At 62.4% G+C, this 26586-nt stretch carries 23 protein-coding genes; 12 read left to right on the top strand and 11 right to left on the bottom strand.

The genetic code is table 11. From position 1 onward, the window contains the following. Positions 1-21: 21 nt before the first annotated feature. The 4 genes from G5V57_RS07285 to G5V57_RS07270 all read right to left on the bottom strand — a co-directional run bounded on the left by G5V57_RS07285 (position 22) and on the right by G5V57_RS07270 (position 3768). The gene (locus G5V57_RS07285) at positions 22-879 is read right to left on the bottom strand and encodes an ABC transporter permease (RefSeq protein ID WP_206530222.1); all 858 of its coding nucleotides are present in this window, start codon (positions 877-879) and stop codon (positions 22-24) included. Beyond that, complete coding sequence (locus G5V57_RS07280; RefSeq protein WP_165166880.1) at positions 872-1816, bottom strand: ABC transporter permease; 945 nt, start codon at positions 1814-1816, stop codon at positions 872-874. The genes G5V57_RS07285 and G5V57_RS07280 overlap by 8 nt, the downstream gene beginning before the upstream one ends. Positions 1817-1818: 2 nt before the next feature. Further along, on the bottom strand, positions 1819-2928 hold the full coding sequence (locus G5V57_RS07275) for an ABC transporter ATP-binding protein (protein WP_246737564.1): 1110 nt from the start codon (positions 2926-2928) through the stop codon (positions 1819-1821). Positions 2929-3024: 96 nt separating this feature from the next. Then, on the bottom strand, positions 3025-3768 hold the full coding sequence (locus G5V57_RS07270) for an SDR family oxidoreductase (RefSeq protein ID WP_165166879.1): 744 nt from the start codon (positions 3766-3768) through the stop codon (positions 3025-3027). Positions 3769-3950: 182 nt separating this feature from the next. Here G5V57_RS07270 and G5V57_RS07265 point away from each other — a divergent pair, with 182 nt between their 5' ends. The 6 genes from G5V57_RS07265 (at position 3951) to G5V57_RS07240 (ending at position 9435) form a co-directional block, all read left to right on the top strand. Then, positions 3951-5387 (top strand): amidase, encoded by a 1437-nt coding sequence (locus tag G5V57_RS07265; protein ID WP_165166878.1) that lies wholly within the window; start codon positions 3951-3953, stop codon positions 5385-5387. A gap of 82 nt (positions 5388-5469) precedes the next feature. Beyond that, complete coding sequence (locus tag G5V57_RS07260; RefSeq protein WP_165166877.1) at positions 5470-5796, top strand: helix-turn-helix transcriptional regulator; 327 nt, start codon at positions 5470-5472, stop codon at positions 5794-5796. Continuing rightward, a complete protein-coding gene (locus G5V57_RS07255; protein WP_165166876.1) occupies positions 5793-6305 on the top strand; it encodes an SRPBCC family protein in 513 nt (170 codons plus the stop codon). The genes G5V57_RS07260 and G5V57_RS07255 overlap by 4 nt, the downstream gene beginning before the upstream one ends. 10 nt (positions 6306-6315) lie before the next feature. Next, entirely contained in the window at positions 6316-6696 is a 381-nt protein-coding gene (locus G5V57_RS07250) for a VOC family protein (RefSeq protein ID WP_371744749.1), read from the top strand. A 58-nt stretch (positions 6697-6754) separates the two neighbouring features. Next, the gene (locus G5V57_RS33950) at positions 6755-7150 is read left to right on the top strand and encodes an SRPBCC domain-containing protein (RefSeq protein ID WP_256378643.1); all 396 of its coding nucleotides are present in this window, start codon (positions 6755-6757) and stop codon (positions 7148-7150) included. 254 nt (positions 7151-7404) lie between these two features. Then, entirely contained in the window at positions 7405-9435 is a 2031-nt protein-coding gene (locus G5V57_RS07240; protein ID WP_165166874.1) for a GYF domain-containing protein, read from the top strand. Positions 9436-9482: 47 nt separating this feature from the next. Here the strand turns inward: G5V57_RS07240 and G5V57_RS07235 are convergent, their stop codons facing one another. Continuing rightward, a complete protein-coding gene (locus G5V57_RS07235) occupies positions 9483-10511 on the bottom strand; it encodes a histone deacetylase family protein (RefSeq protein ID WP_165166873.1) in 1029 nt (342 codons plus the stop codon). Positions 10512-10569: 58 nt separating this feature from the next. Next, a complete protein-coding gene (locus G5V57_RS07230; protein WP_165166872.1) occupies positions 10570-11337 on the bottom strand; it encodes a DeoR/GlpR family DNA-binding transcription regulator in 768 nt (255 codons plus the stop codon). Positions 11338-11639: 302 nt separating this feature from the next. Between G5V57_RS07230 and G5V57_RS07225 the strand changes: the two genes are divergently transcribed. From G5V57_RS07225 to G5V57_RS07205, 5 genes are all read left to right on the top strand, one after another. After that, a complete protein-coding gene (locus G5V57_RS07225) occupies positions 11640-12605 on the top strand; it encodes an ABC transporter substrate-binding protein (protein ID WP_165166871.1) in 966 nt (321 codons plus the stop codon). Between the two features lie 119 nt (positions 12606-12724). Continuing rightward, positions 12725-13774, top strand: coding sequence for a glycine betaine/L-proline ABC transporter ATP-binding protein (locus G5V57_RS07220; protein WP_165166870.1), 1050 nt, complete (start codon positions 12725-12727; stop codon positions 13772-13774). After that, positions 13771-15750 (top strand): proline/glycine betaine ABC transporter permease, encoded by a 1980-nt coding sequence (locus G5V57_RS07215; protein WP_165166869.1) that lies wholly within the window; start codon positions 13771-13773, stop codon positions 15748-15750. The genes G5V57_RS07220 and G5V57_RS07215 overlap by 4 nt, the downstream gene beginning before the upstream one ends. Continuing rightward, a complete protein-coding gene (locus tag G5V57_RS07210; RefSeq protein ID WP_165166868.1) occupies positions 15747-16634 on the top strand; it encodes a choline/ethanolamine kinase family protein in 888 nt (295 codons plus the stop codon). The genes G5V57_RS07215 and G5V57_RS07210 overlap by 4 nt, the downstream gene beginning before the upstream one ends. After that, positions 16631-19078, top strand: a complete 2448-nt coding sequence (locus G5V57_RS07205) for an FAD-dependent oxidoreductase (protein WP_165166867.1) — start codon at positions 16631-16633, stop codon at positions 19076-19078. Before G5V57_RS07210 ends, G5V57_RS07205 begins: the two co-directional genes overlap by 4 nt. A gap of 153 nt (positions 19079-19231) precedes the next feature. Here G5V57_RS07205 and G5V57_RS07200 read toward each other — a convergent pair whose 3' ends face one another. The 5 genes from G5V57_RS07200 to hutI all read right to left on the bottom strand — a co-directional run bounded on the left by G5V57_RS07200 (position 19232) and on the right by hutI (position 25144). Continuing rightward, the gene (locus G5V57_RS07200; protein WP_165166866.1) at positions 19232-19834 is read right to left on the bottom strand and encodes an HdeD family acid-resistance protein; all 603 of its coding nucleotides are present in this window, start codon (positions 19832-19834) and stop codon (positions 19232-19234) included. 121 nt (positions 19835-19955) lie between these two features. After that, the gene (locus tag G5V57_RS07195) at positions 19956-21467 is read right to left on the bottom strand and encodes an aromatic amino acid lyase (RefSeq protein WP_165166865.1); all 1512 of its coding nucleotides are present in this window, start codon (positions 21465-21467) and stop codon (positions 19956-19958) included. 69 nt (positions 21468-21536) lie between these two features. Continuing rightward, the gene (hutU, locus tag G5V57_RS07190) at positions 21537-23213 is read right to left on the bottom strand and encodes a urocanate hydratase (protein ID WP_165166864.1); all 1677 of its coding nucleotides are present in this window, start codon (positions 23211-23213) and stop codon (positions 21537-21539) included. A gap of 9 nt (positions 23214-23222) precedes the next feature. Next, positions 23223-23948, bottom strand: coding sequence for a histidine utilization repressor (gene hutC, locus G5V57_RS07185; RefSeq protein ID WP_165166863.1), 726 nt, complete (start codon positions 23946-23948; stop codon positions 23223-23225). Then, positions 23945-25144, bottom strand: coding sequence for an imidazolonepropionase (hutI, locus tag G5V57_RS07180; protein ID WP_165166862.1), 1200 nt, complete (start codon positions 25142-25144; stop codon positions 23945-23947). The genes hutC and hutI overlap by 4 nt, the downstream gene beginning before the upstream one ends. A 44-nt stretch (positions 25145-25188) precedes the next feature. On the opposite strand from hutI, the gene G5V57_RS07175 reads away from it, so the two are divergent. Beyond that, positions 25189-26571: a formimidoylglutamate deiminase gene (locus G5V57_RS07175; protein ID WP_165166861.1), complete on the top strand. Its 1383-nt coding sequence runs from the start codon at positions 25189-25191 to the stop codon at positions 26569-26571. The last annotated feature ends 15 nt before the right edge of the window (positions 26572-26586 follow it).

The following is a 26586-nucleotide window of genomic DNA, read 5'->3' as shown; positions in this document are numbered from 1 at the left end:
GACGCCTTTTGGTCCGGTGCGTCAAGTCCGCTTGCGATTGAGGAAGAAGAACAGCGTCACGATGACGACGGAGATGAGCAGGAACACGCTCGATATGGCGTTGATCTCGGGCGTCACCACGCGGCGCAGCTGTCCCAGCATGTAGGTGGGCAGCGTATCCTGGCCGCCGGATTTGACGAGCTCGGTGATGACGACGTCGTCGAGCGACACGACAAAAGCGAGCATCAGGCCGGCGATGATGCCCGGCCACAGCAGCGGCAGGGTCACCTTCCGGAAGGTCATCCAGGGCGTGGCATAGAGATCGGCGGCGGCGCGCTCCAGCGTCAGGTCCATGTTCTCGAGGCGGGCGCGGATGGGCAGATAGGCAAAGGGAATGCAGAAGGCCGTATGGGCGGCGATGAGGTATCCAAGGCCGGTGTAACCGGTCCAGACCTTGACCATGGCGAAGAAGATCAGGAGCGCGATGCCGGTCACGATCTCCGGCACCATCAGCGGCTGGTTGATGAAGCCATAGATGAAATTCAACCCTCGATAGGGTCTGGTGCGGGTGGTGGCGAGCGCCGCCATGGTGGCCACCGTGGTCGAGACGACAGCGGCGAAACTCGCGATCACGAAGGAGCGGATCGAGGTCTCGACGATCTGCTGATTGTTCCAGGCCGCGACATACCAGCGCCAGGAAAAGCCTTCCCAGATGGCGAGCGAATTGCCGGCATTGAAGGAATAGACGACGAGCGTGGCGATCGGGAGATAGAGCAGCACGAAGCAGAAGAGCGCGATCCCGCCGAAACCGGTCTGCCGCCTGACGGAGAAGGTGGCGCCTTTGCGCGCACCTGCCGGTCCGGGAACGGATCGTGCATTGCGGAGCGATGCGTCAGCCATGGCGCGTCTCCGAGCGGCCGGCATAACGCACATAGACCATGAGCGCCACCATCACGATGGCCATCAAGGTGATGGAGAGCGCGGCGCCCAAAGGCCAGTTGCGGCCCTGGCCGAACTGCAGCTCGATGAGATTGCCGAGCATCATGTTCTTGCCGCCGCCCAGCACCCGCGGCGTCACATAGGCGCCGAGTGAGGGGATGAAGACCAGGATGGAACCGGCGATGATGCCGGGCTTCACGAGCGGGATGATGACGCGGCGCAGCACCTGGAAACGGTTGGCGTAGAGGTCGTAGCCCGCCTCGACCAGGCGGAAGTCGAGCTTCTCCATGCTGGCATAGAGCGGCAGCACCATCAGCGGCAGATAGACATAGAGCATGCCAAGCATGATGGCGACATCGGTGAACATGATCTGGATCGGGCTTGAGATGATGCCGAGCTTGATCAGCGCCGTGTTGAGGATGCCTTCATTGCGGATGACCTCCTGCACCGCGAAGGTGCGGATGAGCAGATTGGTCCAGAAGGGGATGGTGATGAGGAAGAGCCAGATGTCGCGGCTCTTCTCGGGACGCGTGGCGATGAAATAGGCGGTGGGGAAACCGAAGGCCAGCGCCGCCAGCGTGGTCAGCAAGGACAGCTTCACCGAACGCCAAAGGATCGAGAGATGAGCGTCGGCGAAAGTCGTCGTGTCGTCGAATATGTCCTTCTCGAACAGCACCTGGAACCAGGCCTGGCCGGAGGGCTTCCAGACCACGCCGCCATAATCGCCGGGGGTGAGGAAGGAGTAGACGAGGACGATGAAAAGCGGGCCGATGGCGGCGAAGAGGATGATCAGGAGGGCAGGAGAGGCGAGGAGCCAGCGACCGCGGATTTCGCGCCTGTCGGCCTCGGCGGCGACCTGGGCGGCGCGGGTGGGAAGAGGCGAATTTTCCACGGCCATGATCAGTCCTTCAGCACTTGCGCCGCATTCTCGCCGATCTCGATGCCGACCGGCATGCCGGTCCTGAAGTCCTCGCTCGCTCCGTGCCGGTTCTGCTGGCGCACGATGAAATGCGGTCCCGAAGCGAGCTTGACGTGAAAATGCGTGTCGGTACCGAAATAGACAATGTTCTCCAGCGTGCCCTTGAGCGCGCCTTTGTCGGGCTTGGCGTGGATGGCGGCATGTTCGGGGCGCACCACGATGGTGACATTGCCTTCGGGCGTGAAACCCTCGGATATTCCGGCATCGACCTCGGACCCCGCATCAAGCACAATGCGCGCCTTGCCAGGGCCCACCGTCTTCACCGTGCCCTCGAGGAAGTTCGTGTCGCCGATGAAATTGGCGACGAAACGCTCGGCCGGGCGGTCATAGATGTCGCGTGGCGAGCCGATCTGCAGGATGCGGCCCTTGGACATGACGGCGATGCGGTCCGACATGGTGAGGGCTTCTTCCTGGTCGTGGGTGACGAAGATGAAGGTGATGCCGGTCTCGTGCTGCAGACGCTTGAGCTCGATCTGCATGTCCTTGCGCAATTTGAAATCGAGCGCCGAAAGCGGCTCGTCGAGGAGCAGCACCTTGGGCCTGGGCGCCAAAGCGCGGGCGAGCGCCACGCGCTGCTGCTGGCCGCCGGAGATCTGGCTGGTGCGGCGGTTGCGCAGTTCCTCCATGCGCACCAGCTTCAGCATCTCGCTGACGCGGGCATCGATCTCGGGGCGCGGCTTGCCCAGCATTTCGAGGCCGAAGCCGATATTCTGGGCGACGGTCATATGCGGGAAGAGAGCGTAATTCTGGAAAACGGTGTTGACCGGCCGCTTGAAGGGCGGCAGCGGCGCGATATCGTCACCGTAAAGGCGGATCTCACCCTCGGTCGGGAAATCGAAGCCGGCAATCAGCCGGAGGAGAGTGGTCTTGCCGCAGCCGGAAGGCCCGAGTAGCGTGAAAAATTCATTCTCGCGGATGGTGACATCGACATCGTCGAGCGCTTTTACCGCATCGTCACCGCCGCCGAAAATCTTGCTGACGCCGATCGCCTCAATGGCGCTGCGCCGCTCCCCAGAACCGGCTATACCCAATCACAACTCCCCTGATGACGCTTTTTCTGTTCTCGTCGCCCTTGATCCTATGAGGATTGCGACGCCTTGCCAACAGGGTTGTGGCGATCGGATATCTCAACCGGACCAGCCGCCATCGATGACGAAAGTCTGACCGGTGATGAAGGCCGATTCCTCGCTGGCGAGATAGATGACGAGAGCCGCGATCTCCTCGGGCTGGGCGAGGCGGCCCATGGGCTGGCGGGCGATGAAGGCCTGGCGCGCCTTCTCATAGTCACCCTGCTGGCGCATGCGTTCATTGAGAGAAGGCGTGTCGACGGTGCCGGGGCAAATGGCATTGCATCTGATGCCCTTGCCGACGAAATCGGCGGCGAGCGCCTTGGTGAGGCCGATGACGGCGGCCTTGGTGGCGCCATAGACGAAGCGGTTCGGCACGCCCTTTATCGAGGAGGCGACCGAGGACATGTTGACGATCGTGCCCTTGCCCTTGGCCAGCATGGCCGGCAGGAAGGCCTTGATCATGCGGTAGTGCGCCTTGGTGTTGAGGTCGAAGGAGAAGTCCCAGGACTTTTCGTCACAATCGAGAATCGTGCCGTGATGAACGAAGCCCGAGCAGTTGAACAGGACGTCGACATCGGGGGCGCGCTCGGCCGCCTTCCGGATTGCCTCGGGATTGAGCACGTCGAGGGCGAAGGCCTCGATCCCGGGCGCCTCCTTGGGGAGATCCGCCAGAAGGTCGTCGCGGATATCGGTGGCATAGACCTTGGCGCCTTCACGCGCCATGGCGATCACTGTCGACCGCCCGATGCCCTGCGCCGCCGATGTCACCAGCGCCGTCTTACCCTTCAGCCTGTCACCCATGGACGTTGTTCCCTTCGCTACGTCGGACCAGATCACGATGAGTTTCGAATGAAATCAATCCAAACTCATAAACGTGATCGACTCATATATGCCAGCGCGGGATCTTTGCGAAAAACCGGTACCCACTTTTTCGCATCCCGGGCTAGTGTGGTGCCTCTAGCGTGCTTGACCGAGGCTTGTCCATGACCGACGACGATCTTTGCTATCTGCCTGCCGCGCAGCTCCTGAAGCTGTTCCGCGCCCGCAAGCTGTCGCCGGTCGAGCTCCTCAAGGCGCAGATCGAGCGCGCCGAGGATATCCATCCGACGATCAATTGCTTTACCGACCGCTATTTCGACGAAGCGCTGACGCAGGCCGAGGCGGCCGAGGCGGCTTACGGCAAGCGCAACGGTAAGCCGCGTCCGCTGGAGGGCATCACGCTCGCGGTCAAGGACGCACAGCGCCTCAAGGGCAAGCGCACCACGCATGGATCGCTCATCTTCATCGATAATATCGACGATCATTCCGACCCGATGATCGAGCGCCTGACCGAGGCCGGCGCCATCGTGCATGCGCGCACCACCACGCCGGAATTCTGCCTCTCGGGGGTGTGCCATTCGCGCGCCTGGGGTACGACGCATAATCCCTTCAACACCGACTATGGGCCGGGTGGCTCGTCCGGCGGCTCGGGTGCGGCGCTTGCGGCCGGCCTCACCACGCTCGCCACCGGAACCGACATCGGCGGGTCGATCCGGATCCCATCGTCGGCCTGCGGCACGGTCGGCTTCAAGCCGCCGCATGGGCGCAATCCCGACGGCGCCCCCAATTGCTTCGACCGCTATAACCATTGCGGGCCGATGACACGCGCCGTTGCGGATGCGGCGCTGATGCAGTCGATCACCGCCGGCCCGCATCCGCTCGACCACGATTCCTTGCGCGAAACAGTCACGCTGCCGGAGCGGGGAAATTCGCTCAAGGGCTTCAAGGTCGCCCATTCAATCGACTTCGACTATGTGAATGTCGATCCCGATGTGCGCAAGAACACGCTGAAGGCGCTCGGCTTGTTCCGCGCGCTCGGCGCCGAGGTGGAGGAGGTGCGCCTCGGCTGGACCGGCGATATCGAGATGAATGCGCTCCATTGGTACAACGCGATGGATTTCGGCCGCCAGACCGTGTGGTGGAAGAAGACGCACGGCCATCTGATGACCGACTATGCGCTCAAGACGGCCGACGCGATCGACAAGCTCACCGGCATCGACGATGTCCACAAGGCGTGGGCGCAGGCGCATCGCATGTATCAGACGCTGGGACCGGTGCTCGACGCGCATGACGTTTTCATCTGCCCGACGCTCAATCTTCCGGCGGTGCATGCCGATCACGATCCGTGGGATCCGGACTTCCGCATCAACGGCATCAAGGCCGACGGCGAATATGGTTGGGTCATGACGCATCAGTTCAACATGCTGCATAACTGCCCGGTGATGGCGGTGCCTTCAGGCTTCGCCGGTAGCGGGGTCCCGACCGGCATCCAGATCGTCGGGCGCACCTTCGACGACGCCACCGTGTTCAAGGCGGCGCTCGCCTATGAAAGGGCTGCGGGCGGCTGGTTCACCGATAGGAAGGGGCGGCCAAAGTTCTGAAAAACAAGAAGTCTTCGGGAGAGGAAGGTGCATTCTTTATTTAAGAGTTGATTTATTTAAGTATATGCTACAATGTCTGGCCATGGACAGTTTCACGGCCATTTCCGATCCCACCCGCCGCCGCATCATCGGCCTCCTGGCCGAGCGTGAGCTTTCCGCCGGCGCACTGGCGGAGAACTTCCAGATGACGGCGCCGGCGGTGTCGCAGCATTTGAAAGCCCTCAAGGAAGCGCGCCTCGTTCAGGTCAGGGTGGACGGGCAGCGCCGCATCTATTCGCTCAACCCGCAAGGTCTGAGCGAGATCGACGGCTGGCTCGACACGATCCGGCGCTTCTGGCGCGGCAGGCTCGACGCGCTCGAAGAGGCGCTGCGCCAGCCCGATCCCCTTAAGAAGGACAATCCGAAATGAGTTATGATGGCGTCTTCCTCGACAACAGCACCGTGCGCTTCGAACGCCTGCTGCCCGGCCCCATCGAACGGGTCTGGAACTATCTGACGAAATCCGAATATCTCGAGACCTGGCTCGCCGGCGCCAAGGGCGACTGGCGGCCGGGCGGCGAGATCACGCTCGCCTTCACCTTCAGCGCCCAGGACGAGTGCGGCGACAGCTCCTGCAAGGGCGTCATCCAGGATTACGACCCGCCGCGGCTCCTCTCCTACAACTGGACGGAGCTCGATCCGGCAGGGAAAGCGAAGCCTGCCTCGATCGTGCGCTTCGAGCTATCGCCTGAAGGCGACGAGGTCCGCCTCGTCCTCACGCATCGCAAGCTCGCTGCCGATGAGATGCCGGGCTTCGGGGCAGGGTGGGATTCGCATCTTCACTATCTCGCCGCGCGGCTGGGCGGAGAACCGGTCAAGACCTTCTCAGAGGTCTTCCAGCCGGCGCTCAAGCACTATGCAACTTTGGCAAAACAGTAAGGAGTATCCGTTGACCAGTACCGATCTCAAGTTCCGCGGCGGGCGCAATATCGCGATGAAGTTGCCGCCGCATCAGTATGAGGCGACGATCACATTCTATCGCGACACGCTGGGTCTCGACGTCAAGCAGACATCGGACAACTCGCATGCAGTCGATTACGGCCCGATCCGCCTGTGGCTCGACCGTTGCGTGAAAGCCTCGCATGCCGAGCTCTGGCTCGATATCGGGACGAACGACACAAAGGCGGCAGCACAGCATCTGGCGCAAAAGGATGTGGTTCGTTGCGACGCGATCGAGGAGCTGCCCGCGAATTTCGATGGCTACTGGATCGCGAGTCCCGCCGGTGTCGTCCATATCGTCAGTGGTTACGAGGATTCAGGCGCGGTTTGAGCGTCGATCCTGATGGAAGTTATTCAAATGGCCAATATCGAACATGTTCAATATGTGAATGCTCCGGCTGCCCGGGTCTTTGCTGCTCTCACCCAAGAGGAGGGATTGGCCGAAATCTGGACAAAGACATTGTCGGTCGAAGCGAAGCTCGGTGCTGTCAGAGTTCAGATTCGGCGACGAGGAGCCCACTCTGATGAAGGTCATCGAGTTGGAGAATGCCAAGCGGCTTGTGTGGCATTGCGTCGATTCCGAGCCGGAATGGGTAGGAACCGATGTCAGCTTCGATCTCAAGGAGGAGAACGGCAAGACCTCGGTGCTTCTGAAGCACATGAATTGGCGAGAGGTGACGGAATACTTCCGGTCCTGCAACTATAACTGGGCCATGTTCCTCTATAGCCTCAAAGCCTATTGTGAGGCGGGCGAAGGACTGCCCTATCAAAAGCGCACATTCTAGCGCCATTCAAGGAGAGGGATCCGACTTCCGTCATCCCGGCGCATAGCGGCGGCGTCCATCTGGGGGCGGCCATGAGGATTCGCGCGCAGCGTGAGGCCTCTGCCTCTCCAGTGTTGCATTTCAGACGCAAAACACACTAGCTTAACCTCCTGCGCAGAGCGAGCATCGATCGTTTGAGGTCGATACGCCGTCTCGTCCGGCCCTTTTCCGCGGACCCTCACTTGACCTAGAGTGGCGTCAAAGAGGGGGTGATCATGGGATGGCTGGCATTTACACTCGGCGCTGTATTAGGAATAATACTGCTCTCCAGACTCGCCATCTGGGGATTAGGGGCCTGGAAAGCCCAGAGTATTGCGCGCCTTGTTGTTGCTCATCTGCTGACCTACATTGTAGCTGCGGTCGGCTCCGCCTACGGCCATGCGGATGGCGGTCCCGTTCAATGGGAATGGGGATTTCGTGCTTACGCGTTGCCATCTCTACTTGTAATGGCCTTCGATATATTTGGCTTGTTACGGGCGAAGCGGGGAGACAGAGCTCCCATTCCCCAGGGCTCTGGTGAAGTGGATGTGCCTACATGGTTCGTTCATGTGAACGGGCAGGAGAGGGGGCCGCTGGCCATTACGGCCGTCAAGGACGCACTGGCGCAAGGGACGCTGAAGCCGGACGACTGGATCTGGCGACACGGGATGCAAGACTGGGCGCAAATTTTCGCGATCGACCAGTTCACGGTGGCGCCACAAGATACGTCCGTAGTCGCTGAAACAAAACGTCCTCCCTCGAATTATTTAATCAGGCACTGGCGTGGTCAGCTGTCCCTCGTCAAAAGCTATTGGCTGAACAGCTTTGCCGTCGCCGGCCTCCTTGCTGTGCCCATCGTCATTGTCGGTGCGGTTGGATTCTCTAATTACCCGCGCCTGATAAGCGCTATAATAATCTTCCTCTGGCCAATGACGCTCATTGGTCAGCTTTGGCTCAGCGTCGGCATATGGCGGTCGGCCGAACGATATTCCAGTCAGCATCCAAGGAAATATTGGGGCGGCATCGCGAAATTCCTCACGTCGCTGGCGGTACTTTCGACAGTCACCACTTTTGTGAGAGAAGGGCTGCCCCAGATCGGAGGATATGTCGAAATATTCGCGGAGGCTAACGAAAAGCGGTATGTGATCCGTCCCCTTCGAAATAATTCCGAGCTGGAAATAACCGGGCCTTTGGATTTTGGTCTCGCGCAGGATGTCGAGAGCATTCTCGGACAGCATCCGACGATCAAGGTCATCCACCTGCACAGCGAGGGCGGACGGCTGGCCGAGGCTGAGAAACTCTCGACGTATATCCTGCAGAGGGGGCTGAACACATATGTGTCCAATTCCTGCGCAAGCGCCTGCGTCAACGTATTTGCCGCAGGCAAGGAGAGGTGGCTTGCGAAAGGCGCTGTTCTAGGGCTTCACAAGCCCTATTTTCCGGGGCTGTCGACAGTCGATCTGGAGAGCATTTCTGAGGAGACCAGGAGGTTCCTGATTTCAAGAGGCGTGACTGCCGGCTTCGTCGATCGGGGATTGTCTGTTCCGCATGAGTCGTTCTGGATGCCGACACACAAGGAATTGTTCGAGTCTGGCCTAGCCACCGCCTATGTTGCGGAATCGGATGTCGCCCTTTCCGGATTGTCGAAGGACATGGCGACATTCGAAGAGGCTCTGCAGAACATCGAGCTATACAGAGCGCTAAGCATTCGGCATCCGACCGAGTATGCCGCTATCATTGATATCTTCAAAGCGGGCTATGAGAAGGGACAGACGATTGCGGATCTGCGCGGGCAGACATGGGAAATCATCCTGCCTCTGGTGAACAAGAGCATGCCATCCGCTTCAGACGAGGCGCTGATGAACTTCTATCAGGTCATGAAGGAGGAAGTGGAGGCATTCTCGAGAATCGGTACGGATGCTTGCGATGCCTATCTCAGAGGGAATCACAGAGGGTTTGATTTCAATGCCCTTCCGGCCGACCTCCAGAAGCGAGATCTTGATGCGACCGCACAGCTTATAGGGTCGCAAGGAACATATGCAGGCGGCAAGATCATCGATCAGCAAATTGAGCATATCTTTGGGGCGTTTTCTGCCGACGCACAGGCGGCGGGCCTCAGTGAAGATGAATTCTATCAAGGGACGCAGCTGCAGCTCAGCGCCGCGCAAAATTGCAAGGCAATGCTTGTCTTTCTCCAGTCTATAATGGCTCTCAAAGCCGCCGACCGAACGTTAGTTGTGCGTTATATGTCGCAGCAAATCCCATGATCAGTCGGGAGCGGTTTCCAAGGGCGAAGCTGGAAGGTGGTGACGCCTCATCCGTTCAAGAAGCCATCCAGAACATTCACCGTGTTGATGCCGATGGCCTCCACCGCATAGCCGCCTTCCATGACGAACAGGGTCGGCAGCCTGGCCTTGGCGATCGCCGCGCCATAGGTGCGGAAGTCGTCGGAAGTGAGCTTAAAGAAGCTGATCGGGTCGTCCTTGAAGGTGTCGACGCCCAATGAGACGACGAGAGCATCGGGCTTGTAGCGCTTGATCTGGCCGAGCGCGGCGCTCAGCGCCTTGCCCCACACATCGTACTTTGCCCCCGGCGGCATTGGATAGTTGATGTTGAACCCTTCACCTTTGCCCGTGCCCTTTTCATCCTTGTAGCCGAGGAAATAGGGGAATGCGTCTTCCGGCTGGCCATGCAGCGAGCAGAAGAGGACGTCGTCCCGCGCATAGAAAATGTCCTGCGTGCCATTGCCGTGATGGAAGTCGACATCGAGAATGGCGACGCGCGTAGCACCCTGGTCGCGAAAACCCTGCGCGGCGATCGCCGCATTGTTGAGGAAGCAGTAGCCGCCATACATGTCATGATGGGCATGATGGCCGGGCGGACGGCATAGAGCGAATGCGGAACGGGCGCCGCCGGCGACAAGCTTCTGCGCCGTTTGGGCGACGGCGGCGGAGGATACGGCCGCCTCCCAGGTACCGGCGGTGATGCAGGTCTCCATCGAGAGGATGTAATAGCCGACCTTGCCGTCGATATGATTGGGCTTCTTCTGTCGCATTCCCCGCGCGGCGAAGCCGGTCGGGATGATCTCGCCGCGGAAGCCGGCTTCCGTCCATTCGCGCCAGGCGCTGGCGAGAAACTCGAGAAAGCCTTTGTCATGCACCTTGGCCACCGGCTTCATGTCGAGTTTGGCCGGCGCCATGAGGTCGTCCATCTTACGGCGCTTCAATTCGCGCAGGATATATTCGACACGCGAGGGCCGCTCGAAAGGCGTCACGAACTCGCCGCCATAGAGCTCGCCTTGCGGGAAATGCAGACGGTGATCCTCGGAATAGACGACTTTCATGGGCGTGCCCCGTTTCCTTCGTTGCGCGCCATTTCTGTAGAGTCGAAAGGGCGTCTCATCAAGGGGAGGCGACCTCGACCATGACATTGGCCGCAGCGAGCGCGCGGGCGAGATCGGCCGGCGGCTTCGCGTCGGTCACCAGGCAGTCGAGCGCCGCGAAGCCGCAGACATTGACAAGAGCGCTCTTGCCGAACTTGCTGTGATCGGTGACGACGACCCGGCGCTCGCCGCGCGCGAGAACGGTCGCGGCGAATTCGGCCTCGGCGAGAATGTAGTCGTTGACGCCGGTCCTGGAATCGAGCGCGCCCGCGGTGATGATGGCATGGCGGACATTGAAGCGCTGCACGAAGGCGATGGCGGAGTTGCCGAAGGCGGCGCCATTGTCGCCCTGCAATTCGCCGCCCGCCAAATGCACTTTGTTGCCGTTGACGGTGGAGAGCGTGAGGGCGATGTCGGAGGAGTTGGTGACGACAGTGAGCCCTCGCTTCTGCACGAGCTCGCGCGCGAGATAACTGGTCGTGGTGCCCGTATCGAGCATGATGCTGTCGCCGTCGGCGATGGCGAGAGCGGCGCGGCGCGCGATCGCCCGCTTGCCGAGCGCGTTCTCGCGCATGCGCCGCTCGAAGGGGGCTTCGCCCACCGCATGGGGCAAGGCGGCGGCGCCGTGCATCTTCAGTACCTCGCCGCGCTCGGCCATCAGTCTCAGGTCGCGGCGGATGGTCTCGGCCGAGACGCCCAACCATTCCGCGAGGTCGCTGACCGAGGCCGACATGTGGTCATGCAACATCTGGCGAATCTCGGCATGGCGGCGGGACAGACGGTTCATGAGCTCAACTGACCGATTTTCGTCAATCTGATCACGGAACGGTCAATATCGGCAACATAAATCTCTCAAATCCACAAAATGCCACGAAAATCTCTGTTTGGGATTGACACAAATGCGCTTGTGCCGTGACATTCGCGGCTGCGGACCAAACCAAAACATCAAGTCCGCCAGAGCGCTTCCCGCAAAGGTCGGTCGACCTGCGCGATAAGCGAAGCGCTCCGGACTAAGACGATCGAGCCTTAACCCGATCGGAATGTCCGTTCGGGAAGGCTCTGTGGGAGCCAGGAAGAGGATTCACATCCATGAGCATATTGCGCGTAAGACGTGCCGTGCTTGGCCTTGCCGTTCTGGCGGCGACGGCGTTGACGCCGATGACGTCCCAGGCGGTCGAGTCGAACGATCCGATCAAGATCGCGCTGTTCGACTGGACCAGCGTCAATCTCAACGCCAAGATCCTTGGCGGCATTCTCGAAAAGCTCGGCTACACGGTCGAATATCCGACGGCGGACTATCTTTCGAGTCTCACTACCGGTCTCACCAATGGCGACCTGACGGTCGGCGTCGAATTCTGGGACACGACGGCGGGCGAGGCGATGAAGGCCTCCGACGCCACGGGCCAGACCGAGAGGCTCGGCACGCTCGGGCCGAAGGCCAAAGAAGAATGGTGGTATCCGATTTACATGAAGGAGAAATGCCCGGGGCTCCCCAATTGGGAAGCGCTGAAGGATCCGAAATGCGCGGAAGCCTTCTCGACACCGGAAACGGCGCCCAAGGGCCGCTATCTCGGCGGACCGGTGACCTGGGAAGGCTTCGACGACGAGCGTGTCGTCGCGCTTGATCTGCCCTTCACCGTCGTTCATGCCGGCACCGACGCGGCGATGTTCGCCGAGTTGGATTCCGCCTATCAGCGCAAGGCGCCGATCATGCTGTGGATCTATTCACCGCATTGGGCGCCCGCGAAATATGAGGGCGAGTGGGTGGCGTTCCCGGAATATACGCCGGAATGCTACACCGACCCGAAGGCCGGCATCAATCCGGACAAGGCCTATGATTGCGGCAAGCCGCATGGCGAGATCTGGAAATATTCCTGGGCCGGCATGAAGGATAAGTGGCCGATCGCCTACAAGGTCGCCAAGGCCTATCAGATCGACACGGCGGAGCTGAACAAGCTCTCCGGCGAGGTCGACCTCGATGGCAAGTCGCTTGATGAGGTCGCGGCCTCGTGGATCGCCGCCAATGAGGCGAAGTGGAAGGCCTGGGCGCAATAGGCTCCGGTCTGTCGCCGCCCAACCCCCACCCTAACCCCTCCCCGCAAGGGGGAGGGGAATCAGGGGGAGGCGGCGGCACGGCTGGCGCGTTGACGATCAATTATACGGAACGACCTTCAATGACCGATGCGAAGCGGCCGGTGAAGCTTTCTTGCCGCAATCTATGGAAGGTCTTCGGTGCGGGCGCCGAGGACTTCATGCGCCGTAATCGGGGGGCAACCTCGGCGCAGGCGCTTGCCGAAGCCCGGCTCATCGGTGCGGTGCGTCAAGCCAGCATCGATGTGCATGAAGGCGAGATCTTCATCGTCATGGGGCTGTCGGGCTCGGGCAAGTCAACGCTGCTGCGCTGCCTGTCGCGGCTCATCGAACCGACCTATGGCGAAGTTAATTTCGACGGACGCGATCTCCTCAAAGCAAGCGAGGCCGAGCTGATCGAGATCCGCCGCCACAAGATGGGCATGGTGTTCCAGCATTTCGCGCTCCTGCCGCATCTGACCGTGCTCGAGAATGTCGGCTTTCCGCTGTCGGTCCAAAGCGTGCCTAGACCCGAGCAGAAGAAGCGCGCCCAGGCGATGATCGATCTGGTCGGCTTGAAAGGGCGCGAGCATCATTATCCGCGTGAATTGTCGGGCGGCCAGCAGCAGCGCGTCGGCATCGCCCGCTCGCTCGCGGTGGAGCCCGAAATCTGGTTCCTCGACGAGCCCTTCTCCGCGCTCGACCCCTTGATCCGGCGCGAAATGCAGTCGGAACTCATGCGGCTGCAGAATGTTCTGAAGAAAACGATCGTCTTCATCACCCATGATTTCGACGAGGCGATCAAGCTCGCCGACCGCATCGCCATCATGAAGGACGGCGAGATCATCCAGATCGGCGCGCCGGAGGAATTGGTGCTCAATCCGGCGTCCGACTACGTGGCGGAATTCACCCGCGACGTGAATCGCGCCAAGGTGATGTCGGCGCAGAGCCTGATGCATGCCGGCAATGCGAACGGCCAGCATGCCGGCAAGGTCAACGCCAAGGCCAAGGTGGAGACCTTCGCCGCCGACATCGTCGGCGCGAAACTGCCCTTCGCCGTCACCGACGGAAATGGCAAGCTCCTGGGCGAGATCACCCCGCAGGCGGTCATCGATCTGCTCGCCGGGCGGAATGCGAAGCAGGTGCGGCCATGACCGATGTCGCGCTCACCCACCGTGACTCGCGACTTGATGCGCTTCCGGGCTGGCGCCAGACAGCACTCGTCATCGGTGTCGTGGCGGCCGCTCTCGCCATCTCCTGGATCGTGCCGGGCGCCTGGGACTATCCGGCCTCCGCGATCATCCCGTTCGCCGACTGGATCAGCGCGATCATGCTGTGGGTGAAGGCGACCTTCACCTGGGCGACGCGCGGCCTCGCCGATCTCATCAACATCCCGCTGCAACTCGCCATCGGCTTCCTCGCCAAGGGCTACCGGATCAACCTCACTGAAGGCTTCGTGACGCTGCCGCGCTTCTCATGGATCGGCATCTGCGCCGTCGCGGCGCTCATCGGCTATCGTTTCGGCGGCCTGAAGCTGGCGCTGCTCAGCGGCCTCTCCTTCCTCGCCATCGCGCTGTTCCGGCAATGGGACAGCGCCATGTTGACCCTGGCTCTGATCCTGGTCTGCGTGCCGATCTGCGTGGCTACCGGCCTCCTCGTCGGCATCTGGGGCTATCTCAATCCGCGTGTGAACCGCATCCTGATCATGCCGGCGCTCGATCTCCTGCAGACGATCCCGACCTTCGCCTATCTGATTCCGATGCTGCTCCTGTTCGGCAACAGTCCGGTCTCGGCGCTCCTCGCCACCGGTCTCTTCGCCACGCCGCCGATGGTGCGGGCGACCGTGCTCGGCCTCTCGAAGGTACCGCAGGATGTCAAGGATTTCGCAGATATGGCGGGCTGTACCAGGCGACAGAAGCTGTGGCGCGTGCTGGTGCCGAGCGCCAAGCCGTCGCTCATGCTGGGTGTCAACCAGGTGATCATGCTGGCGCTCAACATGGTCATCATCTCCTCGATGATCGGCGCCGGCGGCCTTGGCTATGACGTGCTGCTGGCACTCAGGGCCTTGAAAGTCGGCCAGGCGATGGAAGCGGGCCTCGCCATCGTCGTCCTCGCCATCGTGCTCGACCGCGTAAGCCAGGCGGCGGCTCAGCAACCGCCGGAGCAGGAGGCGGTCGCCAAGCCCTGGCATCAGCGTCACGCGAGCCTTATCGCCATCCTGGCCATCCTCGCCGCGACGACGCTTGCCAGCCTCGTTCTGCCGGCCTTCGCCAAGGTACCGAACGAGATCACCTTCACCACGGCTCCCGCCTGGAAGGTGGCGGTCGACTGGGTCACGGTCAACTATTTCAACGTGATCGAGGCGGTGCGCGTCACCTTCCTGCTCTATGTGCTCAATCCTCTGCGCGCGTTCTTCGAAGGCCTGCCCTGGCTCGGCGTGGCGCTTCTGCTCGCCTTCGCCGGCTGGCGGCTCGGCGGCCTGTGGCTGGCGGCGATCGTGGCGCTGCTCACCACCTTCTGCGCCGCGACGGGCTTGTGGGTCCAGACGATGGCGACGCTCTATCTGTGCGGCGTCGCGGCTCTGATCGCGGCACTTCTCGGCATCCCGATCGGCGTCCTCGCCTCGCGCTCCGACCGGGTGGAGAAGATCGTCACCCCCTTCATCGATACGCTGCAGACCATCCCGTCCTTTTGCTTCATCATCCCGGTGGTGATGCTGTTCCGTATCGGCGATGTGACGGCGCTGATCGCCACCGTCGCCTTCGCCATCGTACCGGCGATCCGCTATACCAATCACGGGATCAGGCAGGTGCCGCATGAGCTGATCGAGGCGGGCACGGCGGCGGGCTGCACAAGGCGGCAGCTCTTCTGGCGCGTGCAATTGCCGGTGGCGATGCCGGAGATCATGCTCGGCCTCAACCAGACCATTCTCCTGTCGCTCAGCATGATCGTCATCTGCGCCATGATCGGCACGCGCGATCTCGGGCAGGAAGTGTTCAAGGCGCTCTCCAAGGCCGATGCCGGCAAAGGCCTCGTGGCGGGACTCGCCATCGCCTTCATCGGCATCGTCGCCGACAGGCTGATCACCGCCTGGGTCAATCGCATGAAGGCCGAGCGCGGTCTCGCATGAGCGCCACGGCCGAACAACGGGTGCGGGAGCTTTCCTGCTGGCGGGGAGCGGTCGCACTCGAGCCTCTCAAGGGCGGCTTGAGCAATGCGAGCTTCATCGCTACTGACGACACCGGCAAATATGTCGCCAGGGTCGGCGAGGATTTTCCCTGCCACCATGTATTCCGCGACCGGGAGTTGCGCGCCAGCCTTGCCGCCTATGAAGCGGGACTGTCGCCGGAAGTCGTCCATGCCGAGCCCGGGCTGATGGTGGTGCGTTTCATCGAGGCCCATACGTACGCGGAAGCGGATGTGCGCAGAAACCTCGAGCGCTGCGTCGATATCGTGCGCAAATGCCACCGCGACATGAAGCGGCTCGTTACCGGGCCGGCCTCGATCTTCTGGGTGTTCCATGTGCTGCGCGACTACGGCCACACGCTGGCGGACGGCTTCCATCGGCGCAGGAACGACGTGCCGCGTTGGCTGGCCGCGGTTGGTACGCTCGAAGACGCGCAAGTTCCGCTTCCCGTCGTCTTCGGCCATCACGACCTCTTGCCCGGCAATTTCATGGATGACGGCGAAAGGCTGTGGCTGATCGACTGGGAATATGGCGGCTTCGGCACTGCGATGTTCGACCTTGCCAATATCTCCGCCAACAACTCGCTGAGCGAGGTCGAAGAGCGCCAGCTGCTCGAGATCTATTTCGACCGCACGCCGGCGGAGACCACCTTGCGCGCCTTCGATGCGATGAAGACGGCCTCCGCCTTGCGCGAGGCGATGTGGGGCATGGTCTCCGAGCTGCATCTCAATGCGCCGGGCGTCGACTATGCGGCGCATGCCGATGAATATCTCGGTCGCTATGAGCGGGCACTCAGGACCTTCCAAGACCGATATGGAGCAACATGACCGTTTCCCTTCCGGCCCACGCCCAGATCATCGTCATCGGCGGCGGCATCATCGGCTGCTCGACCGCTTATCATCTGGCGCGCGACCACAAAGCGGATGTCATTCTCCTCGAGCAGAACAAGCTCACAGCGGGCTCGACCTGGCATGCGGCGGGCCTCGTCGGGCAATTGCGCTCCTCGGCCTCGATCACCCAGGTGCTCAAATATTCGGTCGAGCTCTACAAGAACCTCGCCAAGGAAACCGGGCTCGAAACCGGCTGGAAGATGACCGGCTGCCTCAGACTCGCCTGCAACGAGGACCGCTGGACCGAGTATAAGAGGCTCGCCACCACGGCGCAGAGCTTCGGCATGGAGATGCATTTGCTCTCGCCGAAGGAGGTCAAGGCGATGTGGCCGCTGATGGAGGTCTCCGATCTCGTCGGCGCCAGTTTTCTTCCGACCGACGGGCAGGCGAGCCCCTCCGACATCGCTCAGTCGCTCGCCAAGGGCGCGCGTTTGCATGGCGCCAAGCTCTTCGAAGGCGTGCGAGTCGAGGGTTTCGAGATAGACCAGGGCCGCGTGGTGGCGGTGGAGACCAATCACGGGCGCATCGCTTGCGAGAAGGTCGTCAATTGCGGGGGACAATGGGCCAGGCAGCTTGGCGCCATGGCGGGCGTGAGCGTGCCGCTGCAGCCGGTCAAGCATCAATATATCATCACCGAGAAGGTCCAGGGCCTCGCCACCGACATCGCCACGATCCGCGATCCCGATAGGCGCACCTATTTCAAGGAAGAGGTCGGCGGGCTGGTGATGGGCGGCTATGAGTCCGATCCGCAGAGCTGGACGCTCGGCGATGTGCCGGACGATTTCGAGTTCCAGCTCTTCGCCGACGACTGGGATCATTTCGAGCAGCATATGAGCCAGGCGCTGGCCCGCGTGCCGGCGCTCGAGACGACCGGAATCAAGAAGATGATCAACGGGCCGGAAAGCTTCACCCCCGACGGCAATTTCATCTTGGGCGCCGCGCCCGAGCTTGCCAATTATTATGTCGGCGCCGGCTTCAACGCCTTCGGCATTGCGAGCGGCGGCGGGGCGGGCTGGGTGCTGGCGCAATGGGTCGCCTCGGGCGAGGCCCCGATGGATCTGTGGGTCGTCGATATCAGACGCTTCTCCGGCCTGCACAAGGACCGCGACTGGGTCAACGAGCGCACGCTCGAAGCCTATGGCAAGCATTACACGATCGGTTTCCCGCATGAGGAATATCAAAGCGGCCGGCCGCGTATCGTCTCGCCGCTCTATGAGCGGCTCAAAGCCGCCAATGCCTGTTTCGGCTCGAAGCTCGGCTGGGAGCGGCCCAATTGGTTCGCAGCCCGTGGCACCGAGCCCAAGGATATCTATTCGATGGGGCGGCAGAACTGGTTCGGTGCCGTGAGCGAAGAGCACAGAGCGGTGCGCGAGCGGGTCGGCGTCTTCGACCAGTCATCCTTCGCCAAATATGAGATGAGGGGCAGGGATGCGGCGGAAGCGCTGTCCTGGATATGCGCCAATGACGTGGCGCGGGCGCCGGGACGGCTCACTTACACGCAGATGCTTAATTCGCGTGGCGGCATCGAATGCGACCTGACCGTTGCCCGGCTTGCCGGGGATCATTTCTACATCGTCACCGGCACCGGCTTCCGCACGCATGATCTCGCCTGGATCAGTGACCACATCAAGCCCGGCCTCGATGCGACGATTGCGGATGTCACGGAAGGTTGGGGCACATTATCGGTGATGGGCCCCAAGTCGCGCGATGTGGTCGCCCGCATCACCAAGGCCGACATGTCGAATGCGGCATTCCCCTTCGGCCATGTGCGCGAGATCGAGATCGCCGGCCACAAAGTGCGCGCGCTGCGCGTGACCTATGTGGGCGAGCTCGGCTGGGAATTGCATATGCCGATCGAGGCGACCGGCGATGTCTATGACGCGCTGATGCAGGCAGGTGCCGCCTGGGGTATCGCGCCCGCCGGCTATCGCGCGCTGGAGGTGCTACGTCTCGAAAAAGGCTATCGCGCCTGGGGCGCTGACATCACGCCCAACGACAATCCCTTCCAGGCCGGGCTCGGCTGGGCGGTGAAGCTCAAATCCAATATCGCCTTCATGGGCCGCGAGGCCTGCGAGAAGGCGGCTTCGTCGGCCCTGCCCAAGAAGCTGGCCGGCTTCACCACGGATGACGCTTCCGTCGTTCTGCTCGGCCGCGAGACCATCCTGCGCAATGGCAAACAGGTCGGCTATCTCACCAGCGGCGGCTATGGCTACACGCTCGGCAAGCCGATCGGATATGGCTATATCCGTGATGGCGGCGGCGTCGACGACGCCTATGTGCGGGATGGCCAATACGAGCTGGTGGTGGCGAAGGACGTCGTCAAGGCGCGCGTCCATCTCGAGCCGCTCTATGATCCGCGGAATATGCGCGTGAAGGCTTAGATAGATCGTTTCTCCATTTTCCCTCATGCTGAGGCGGCCGCGAAGCATCCATCAGAATAGAGCGAGAATGTTGCGCGATACCCTTCGAGGCTCCCCCGGCCTAAGGCCGGGTGAGCGCCTCAGGGTGAGGTTTCGTTGTCGTGCCGGCGTCGTTCAGGGTGACGGTTCCGTTGTCGTGCCGGGGGCGCTCTTGCGCACATGCCAGGCGAGATAGGCGATGGCCGCGCCGATGCTGATCAGGTTTATGCCGAGCAGGAAGCCGATGAGCCACACGGCCGTCAAGGGCAGGCTCGCCCATAGAATCAATGCGAGCAGGATGCCGACCAGGCCGCTCGCCAGCACCCAGCCCCAGTTGGGGAAGGGGCGGATGGTGAGGGCGAAGACGACTTTGGAAATACCTTCCATCATGAAGAAGACGATGAGCAGCAAAGCCAGCGTCATCATGCCCTGGGTGGGATCGCGCAGGAACAGGAAGCCGATGAGGATGGCCAGGATGACCGAAATGAGCTGCAGCCAGAAATGCGGCACTTGGCGTGCGCCGAGCAGACTCAGTCCCTGCAGCAGGCCACTGGCGATGAGCAGCCAACCCAGAAGGATCACCACCGCGCCAGACGAGATCACCGGATAGATGATGGCGAGGATGCCGGCGACGACGAGGAGAACGCCCTCGATCAGATACCAGAGAGAATAGCGCTTGACCGTCTCGCGCATCGCCTCGCGGAAGACCTCGGCGGCGAGATCCAGGGACATGCTCATGGCGCCACTCCTCTGCGATTCAGACTGAAGAGGAATAATATCAGTTTTCGAGCGCCGCGCCCAGCTTCACGATGAAGAAGCGGATCAGCGACTTGCGCGCCGCATCGCCGAGCGCGATGCGTCAGAGGCCAAGATCAGTCCGTTCGCCGGCTTGCGTCAAGACGCGGTCGAGGAGCTCGCCCGATTGCAACTCGGCGATCAAGGGAGCTATGTCGAAGATCGCATCGCCTTCGCGGCCGATCGGCAGCATCTCGCCCAGTATATCCATAGCCGGGCGGATGCCGCGGCCGAGATCGGTCATGTCCAGACGCCGGCGCTTCATCGCCCAGAGCGCGATCATCAATTCGAGGCCGGCGATCTTCCAGCCGGCGTCGATGACGCGGATCAGGTCATGCACGGCATGGAGCGCGTGGCTCGCCGTGTCTTCGACGCCGTCAGCCACCTGGCCGACGGAATTGAGCAGGCTGGGTCGCGCCCAGATCTTCACGGACGTGACAAGGGAGGCGGTGATATGGCCCAGATTGAGGAATTGCACGCCGCCGACGGCACCGCCTTCCTCGGCAAGGCCGGTCGGCAGGCCGGTGAAGGCCGGCCATTGCTGCTTGTGCACGCGCTCGCCGGCGAGATCGCAGATTTTGCCCAAGGCCTGACGCAAGTGATCGGCGGCCAGAGTGAGGCGGGTGGTATCCATATTGCCGTTCGACACGGCGCCGGCGGTCTCCCGGTCGATAATAGGATTGTCGTTCACCGAATTGAGCTCGGAATTCCAGATGCGCGCCGCCGAGGCGAAGACTTCCGCCGCCGCGCCATGGACCTGCGACACGCAGCGGAAGGACAGGGGATCCTGCAACAGGCGCGCCTCGCCTTGCTTCCACAGCCGGCTGTCGGCGAGCAGATGGCGCAGGCGCTGGGCGGTTCGGTGCTGGCCCGGCCGCTTATGGGCGCGGTTCGCCGCTTCGGATATGGCGCCGAGATTGCCGCGAAAGCCTTCCAGTGCGGCCGCGGCGGCGAGATCGAAAGCCGCAAGCAGGCGCTCGGCCGAGGCCAGGGCCATGGCTCCTTGTGCCAGCGAGACGGCGTTGTTGTTGATAAGCGAAAGCGTTTCTTTGGGTTTCGGCAGCCCAAGCTGTTTTGCTTGCGGATGGTTAAGCAGCCAATGCGCCAGTTGCGCGTTGGGCACGAGATCGGACGCGCCGACCGAACCCGATCCGTCGATCTCGGGCATCTCCGTGCCATTGATCGCGGCAGCGATCACCTCGACCAGTTCCGGCGACACGCCGGACAAGCCATTGGCAAATTGATTGACGAGGAAGATCAGGGCGCCGCGCACTGCTTCCGCCGGCAGGAGCGGGCCCGGCACGCGTGTCGCATGAGCGGCGACCAGCCTGGCATTGTAGGACGCCGCGGTCGCCGGATCGACGGCGAAATCCTTCTGTGAGCCGACTCCGGTGGTGATGCCGTAAGCCGGCCGGTTCTCCTTGAGGATCGTCTCGACGATGGCGCGGGCCTCGCCGACCGCCGTGAAAGCGGAGGGAGCGATAGCGACGGGCAGGGCGCCCGCCGCCGCTTTCGCAAGGCTGCGGAAATCGAGATCGTGACCGGTGATAACCAGCGAAGCCTGATGCCGCGTCATGATCGCATCATTCCTTTGTTATGGCGCATCGGTTTATCCGAAAAGTCTGCAACTTTTCGGACCGATGCTTCAGATACCGATGCCGAGCGAGGGAAGCTTGAGACCCTGTTCCTTGGCGCAATCGATGGCGATGTCGTAGCCCGCATCGGCGTGGCGCATGACGCCGGTGCCGGGGTCGTTCCACAGCACGCGCTCGAGGCGGCGCGCCGCATCGTCGGTGCCGTCGCAGACGACGACCATGCCGGAATGCTGGGAATAGCCCATGCCGACACCGCCGCCATGATGCAGCGACACCCAGGTGGCGCCGCTCGCGGTATTGAGCAGCGCGTTGAGAAGCGGCCAGTCGGAGACGGCGTCGGAACCGTCCTTCATCGCCTCGGTCTCGCGGTTGGGCGAGGCGACCGAGCCTGAATCGAGATGGTCGCGGCCAATGACGATCGGCGCCTCGACCTCGCCCTTCTTCACCATTTCGTTGAAGGCGAGGCCCAGGCGATGACGCTGGCCGAGGCCGACCCAGCAGATGCGGGCGGGAAGGCCCTGAAAGGCGATACGCTCCCTGGCCATGTCGAGCCAGTTGTGGAGATGCGGATCATCCGGGATCAGCTCCTTCACGCGCTGGTCGGTCCGGTAGATGTCTTCCGGGTTGCCGGAGAGTGCCGCCCAGCGGAAGGGGCCGATGCCACGGCAGAAGAGAGGACGGATATAGGCCGGCACGAAGCCAGGGAAGGCGAAAGCGTCCTTGAGGCCCATATCGAGGGCAACCTGGCGGATGTTGTTGCCGTAGTCGAGGGTCGGCACGCCGGCCTTGTGGAAGGCGAGCATCGCCTCGACATGGTCACGCATGGATTTCTTCGCCGCTGCCTCGACCGCCTTCGGGTCGGAGACGCGCTTCTCTTCCCATTCAGCGATGGACCAGCCGGCCGGCAGATAGCCATTGACCGGATCATGCGCCGAGGTCTGGTCAGTGACCGCATCGGGCCTGATGCCGCGCTTGACCAGATCGGGCAGGATCTCGGCGGCATTGCCGAGCACGCCGACCGAGATCGGCTTGCCCTGCTTGTGCGAGCGCTCGACCATCGCCAACGCCTCATCGACGCTTGCCGCCTTGGCGTCGAGATAACGCGTCTTCAGGCGCATCTCGATACGGGACGGCTGGCATTCGATGGCGATCATCGAGGCGCCGGCCATGGTGGCGGCGAGCGGCTGGGCGCCGCCCATGCCGCCGAGGCCGGCGGTGAGGAACCATTTGCCCTTGAGATTGCCGCCATAATGCTTGCGGCCCACTTCAGCGAAGGTCTCGTAGGTGCCCTGCACGATACCCTGCGTGCCGATATAGATCCACGAGCCCGCCGTCATCTGGCCGTACATCATCAGGCCCTTGCGATCGAGCTCGTTGAAATGCGCCCAGTCGGCCCAATGCGGCACGAGATTGGAATTGGCGATGAGGACGCGCGGCGCGTCCTTGTGGGTGCGGAAAATGCCAACCGGCTTGCCGGACTGAACGAGCAAGGTCTCGTCAGCTTCGAGCGAGCGTAGTGAGGCTACAATGCGGTCGAAGGCTTCCCAGTTGCGGGCGGCGCGGCCGATGCCGCCATAGACCACGAGCTCCTCGGGCCGCTCGGCGACGCCCGGATCGAGATTGTTCATCAGCATGCGCAGAGGCGCTTCGGTGAGCCAGCTCTTGGCGCTGATTTCGCTGCCGATCGGCGATCTGATCACACGGCTGTTGTCGCGGCGGGTATCCATGGGCAACTCCTACTGGCTCAGGGTTCCTGAGGGGGATGTCTTGTAGCGGCTGTACAGCGCATAGCGGCTGGCGGGGTAGATCAGGGTCGCGACGGTGACGACGTGACCCTTGCTCCAGCTGCGGCGGTGAAGTGCGAGGCATGGCTCGTGATCGCCGATATCGAGCAAGGCCTGCTGGTCGCGCGTCGGCATGATCGCCTCGACCGTGTGCTCGAGCTCATCGACCGGCACCGCGGCGACGAGATAGGCGGTCGGCGTGATGCGAGCGAAATCCTGATCGTTGAAATGGGGCACTACGACCGGGTTTACATAGCGTTCCTCGATCTGCACCGGCACGCCATTCTCGCTATGCACCATCACCAGATAGAAAAGCCGGGACGACGGTCTGAGCTCGAACTCCTCAGCGAGCGCCGGCGCCGCCTCGATCGTCTCGCGCCGGTCGATATGGGCGGCATGGACATGGCCGCGCTGGGCGATCTCCTCGGCGATATTGCGCAATTCGAGCAGGCTCGAGCGCGCCGGCGGCTCCTTCACGAAGGTGCCGACCCCCGGGACGCGGGCGAGGAAGCCGTCGGCGGTCAATTCCCGCAGAGCGCGGTTCGCCGTCATGCGCGAAATGCTGAAAGTCTCGACGAGCTCGTTCTCTGACGGAACGCGGGTGCCCGGCGTCCAGGCGCCCGAGCGGATATGTTCGAGGATGTGCTCCTTCACCTTGGCATAAAGCGGCGCGGTCATCGGATGCCACCTCGCACGATCTCGCCATTGCGGATCACCGCGGCGCAAGGGTTGAAGCCGAGAGGATAGGCGAGGTCGCCCGGCCGATCGACATTCCACAAAACGAGGTCGGCCTTCATCCCGGACGCGATCACGCCCCGGTCCTTGAAGCCCAGTGCGCGCGCCGCATTCGCCGTCACGCCGCGCAGGGCCTCTTCCGGCGTCAGGCTGAAAAGAACGCAGGCCATGTTCATGGTGGTGAGCAGCGAATGGACCGGCGAGGAGCCGGGATTGAGATCGGTCGCGACCGCAATTGGCACTTTATGGGCGCGCAAGGCGGCGACCGGGGGATGCTGCTTTTCCTTCAGATAATAGAAGGCGCCGGGCAGCAGCACGGCGACGGTGCCCGACCGCGCGATCGCCGCGACGCCGTCCTCGTCGAGATATTCGATATGATCGACGGACAGCGCGCCATAGCGGGCGGCGAGAATGGCGCCGCCCAGATTGGAGAGTTGCTCGGCATGAAGCTTGACCGGAAGGCCGAGCTGCTTCGCGACGGCGAAGACACGATCCGTGTCGGCGACCGAAAAGGCGATGCCCTCGCAAAAGCCGTCGACCGCATCGGCCAACTGGTCGCGCGCCGCCGCGGGCAGGGATCGATTGCAGACGAGATCGACATAGGCGGCATGGTCGTCGCGGTATTCGGGCGGGAAGGCATGGGCGCCGAGGAAGCTCGTCACGACATCCACGGCGTGGCTTTCGCCCAGCTGGCGCGCGGTGCGCAGCATCTTGAGCTCGGTTTCGACATCGAGACCGTAGCCGGACTTGATCTCGATCGTTGTGACGCCTTCGGCGAGGAGCGATTGGAGTCGGGTCGCCGCCGATCTGAAAAGTTCGGCCTCGCCGGCTTCGCGCGTGGCGCGCACCGTCGACACGATGCCGCCGCCGGCCTTGGCGATCTCGGCATAGGAGGCGCCATTGAGGCGCATCTCGAACTCGTTGGCGCGATTGCCGCCATAGACAATGTGGGTGTGACAGTCGATGAGGCCAGGGGTGAGGAGGCGGCCACCGCAATCGGTCTTCTCGTCTTGCGGCGCCTCACTGGCACGACCGGCCCAGACGATCCGGCCTTTCTCCACCAGCACAGCCCCATCCTCGATCAGCCCATAGGGAGAGCCGTTCGTCATCGCGGCGAGCTTGAGATTGGAAAAAAGCATCGAAACCTACTTGTATAAGGTTGTATATACAGTATAGTCGGATCATGGCACAGCGCAAGTTGAAATTTGCTTCCGCCCTTCTCCCCTCAGGCTGGCAGACGGATGTCGTCCTGACCGTCGATGCCCAGGGCTTGATCGAGACGGTCGAAACCGGCAATTCCGACAAGACCATCACCACGCTCACGGGCTTCGCCATTCCGGCGGTCCCCAATGTCCACTCGCATGCCCATCAAAGGCTGATGACCGGCCTCGCCGAAGTGGCGGGACCGGGCGCCGATTCCTTCTGGACCTGGCGTGAGGTGATGTATGGCTTCGCGCTCAAGCTCTCGCCCGAAGACCTGCAGGCGGTCGCCGCCCAGCTTTATGTCGAGACGCTGAAAAGCGGCTCCACCGTCATCGGCGAATTCCAATATCTGCATCATCAGCCGGATGGCTCAGCTTACGCCGAGCCGGCGGAGCTCACCTTGCGCTGCCTCGCCGCCGCGGAAGAGGCGGGCATCGCCATCACGCTTCTGCCGACGCTCTATGCCTATGGCGGCTTCGGCGGCCAGGCGCCGACGCCGGGCCAGCGCCGCTTCTTCAACGGCGCCGAGCGCTATCTCGATATCCTCGCCACCTTGCAGAAGGCGATAAAGGACAAGCCGCTGCACCGGCTCGGAATCTCGCCGCATTCGCTGCGCGCGGTGACCAAGGAACTGCTCAGCGACGTCATTGCCGGGCTCGATCGTATGGGCAAGAAAGACGCGCCGATCCATATCCATGTCGCCGAGCAGACCAAGGAGGTCGATGACTGCCTCGCCTGGTCGGGCGCGCGGCCGGTCCAATATCTCATCGACAATTTTGATCTCTCGTCGCGCTGGTGCGGCATCCATGCCACCCACATGACGGCGGACGAGACCGAGCGCATGGCGACAAGCGGCATGATCGCAGGGCTCTGCCCCACGACGGAAGCCAATCTGGGCGACGGTATCTTCCCCGCCGACCGCTTCCTCAAGGGCCGGGGTGCGATCGCCATCGGATCCGACAGCCATATCAGCGTCAGCCCGGCGGAGGACCTGCGCCAGCTCGAATATTCGCAGCGTCTGCGCGACCGTACGCGCAACGCGCTGGCGGCAGGTCCCGGCCAATCGACGGGGCGCACGCTCCTCGATCAGGTGCTTGCCGGTGGCGCGCAATCCATGACGCAGCCGGTCGGCGCGCTCAAGGTGGGCCTCAGGGCCGATATCGCCGTGCTCGACGAGGAGCATCCGGCGCTCATCGGACGTTCGGGCGACAAGGTGATCGACAGCTGGATCTTCTCCGGCGGCAATCCATGCGTGCGCGATGTCTTCGTCGCCGGGCGGCAGGTCGTCGAAGCGGGTCGCCACATCCACGAAGACGCGATCAAAAAGAATTTCCGAGCCGCGGTGAAGCGGCTCACAGCCTAACTCAACAAGGTGCAG

Source organism: Nordella sp. HKS 07 (assembly GCF_011046735.1).
Taxonomy (GTDB): domain Bacteria; phylum Pseudomonadota; class Alphaproteobacteria; order Rhizobiales; family Aestuariivirgaceae; genus Taklimakanibacter.
Note: the sequence above shows the minus strand (reverse complement) of the source record. Positions and strands in the feature narration are given on the sequence as shown.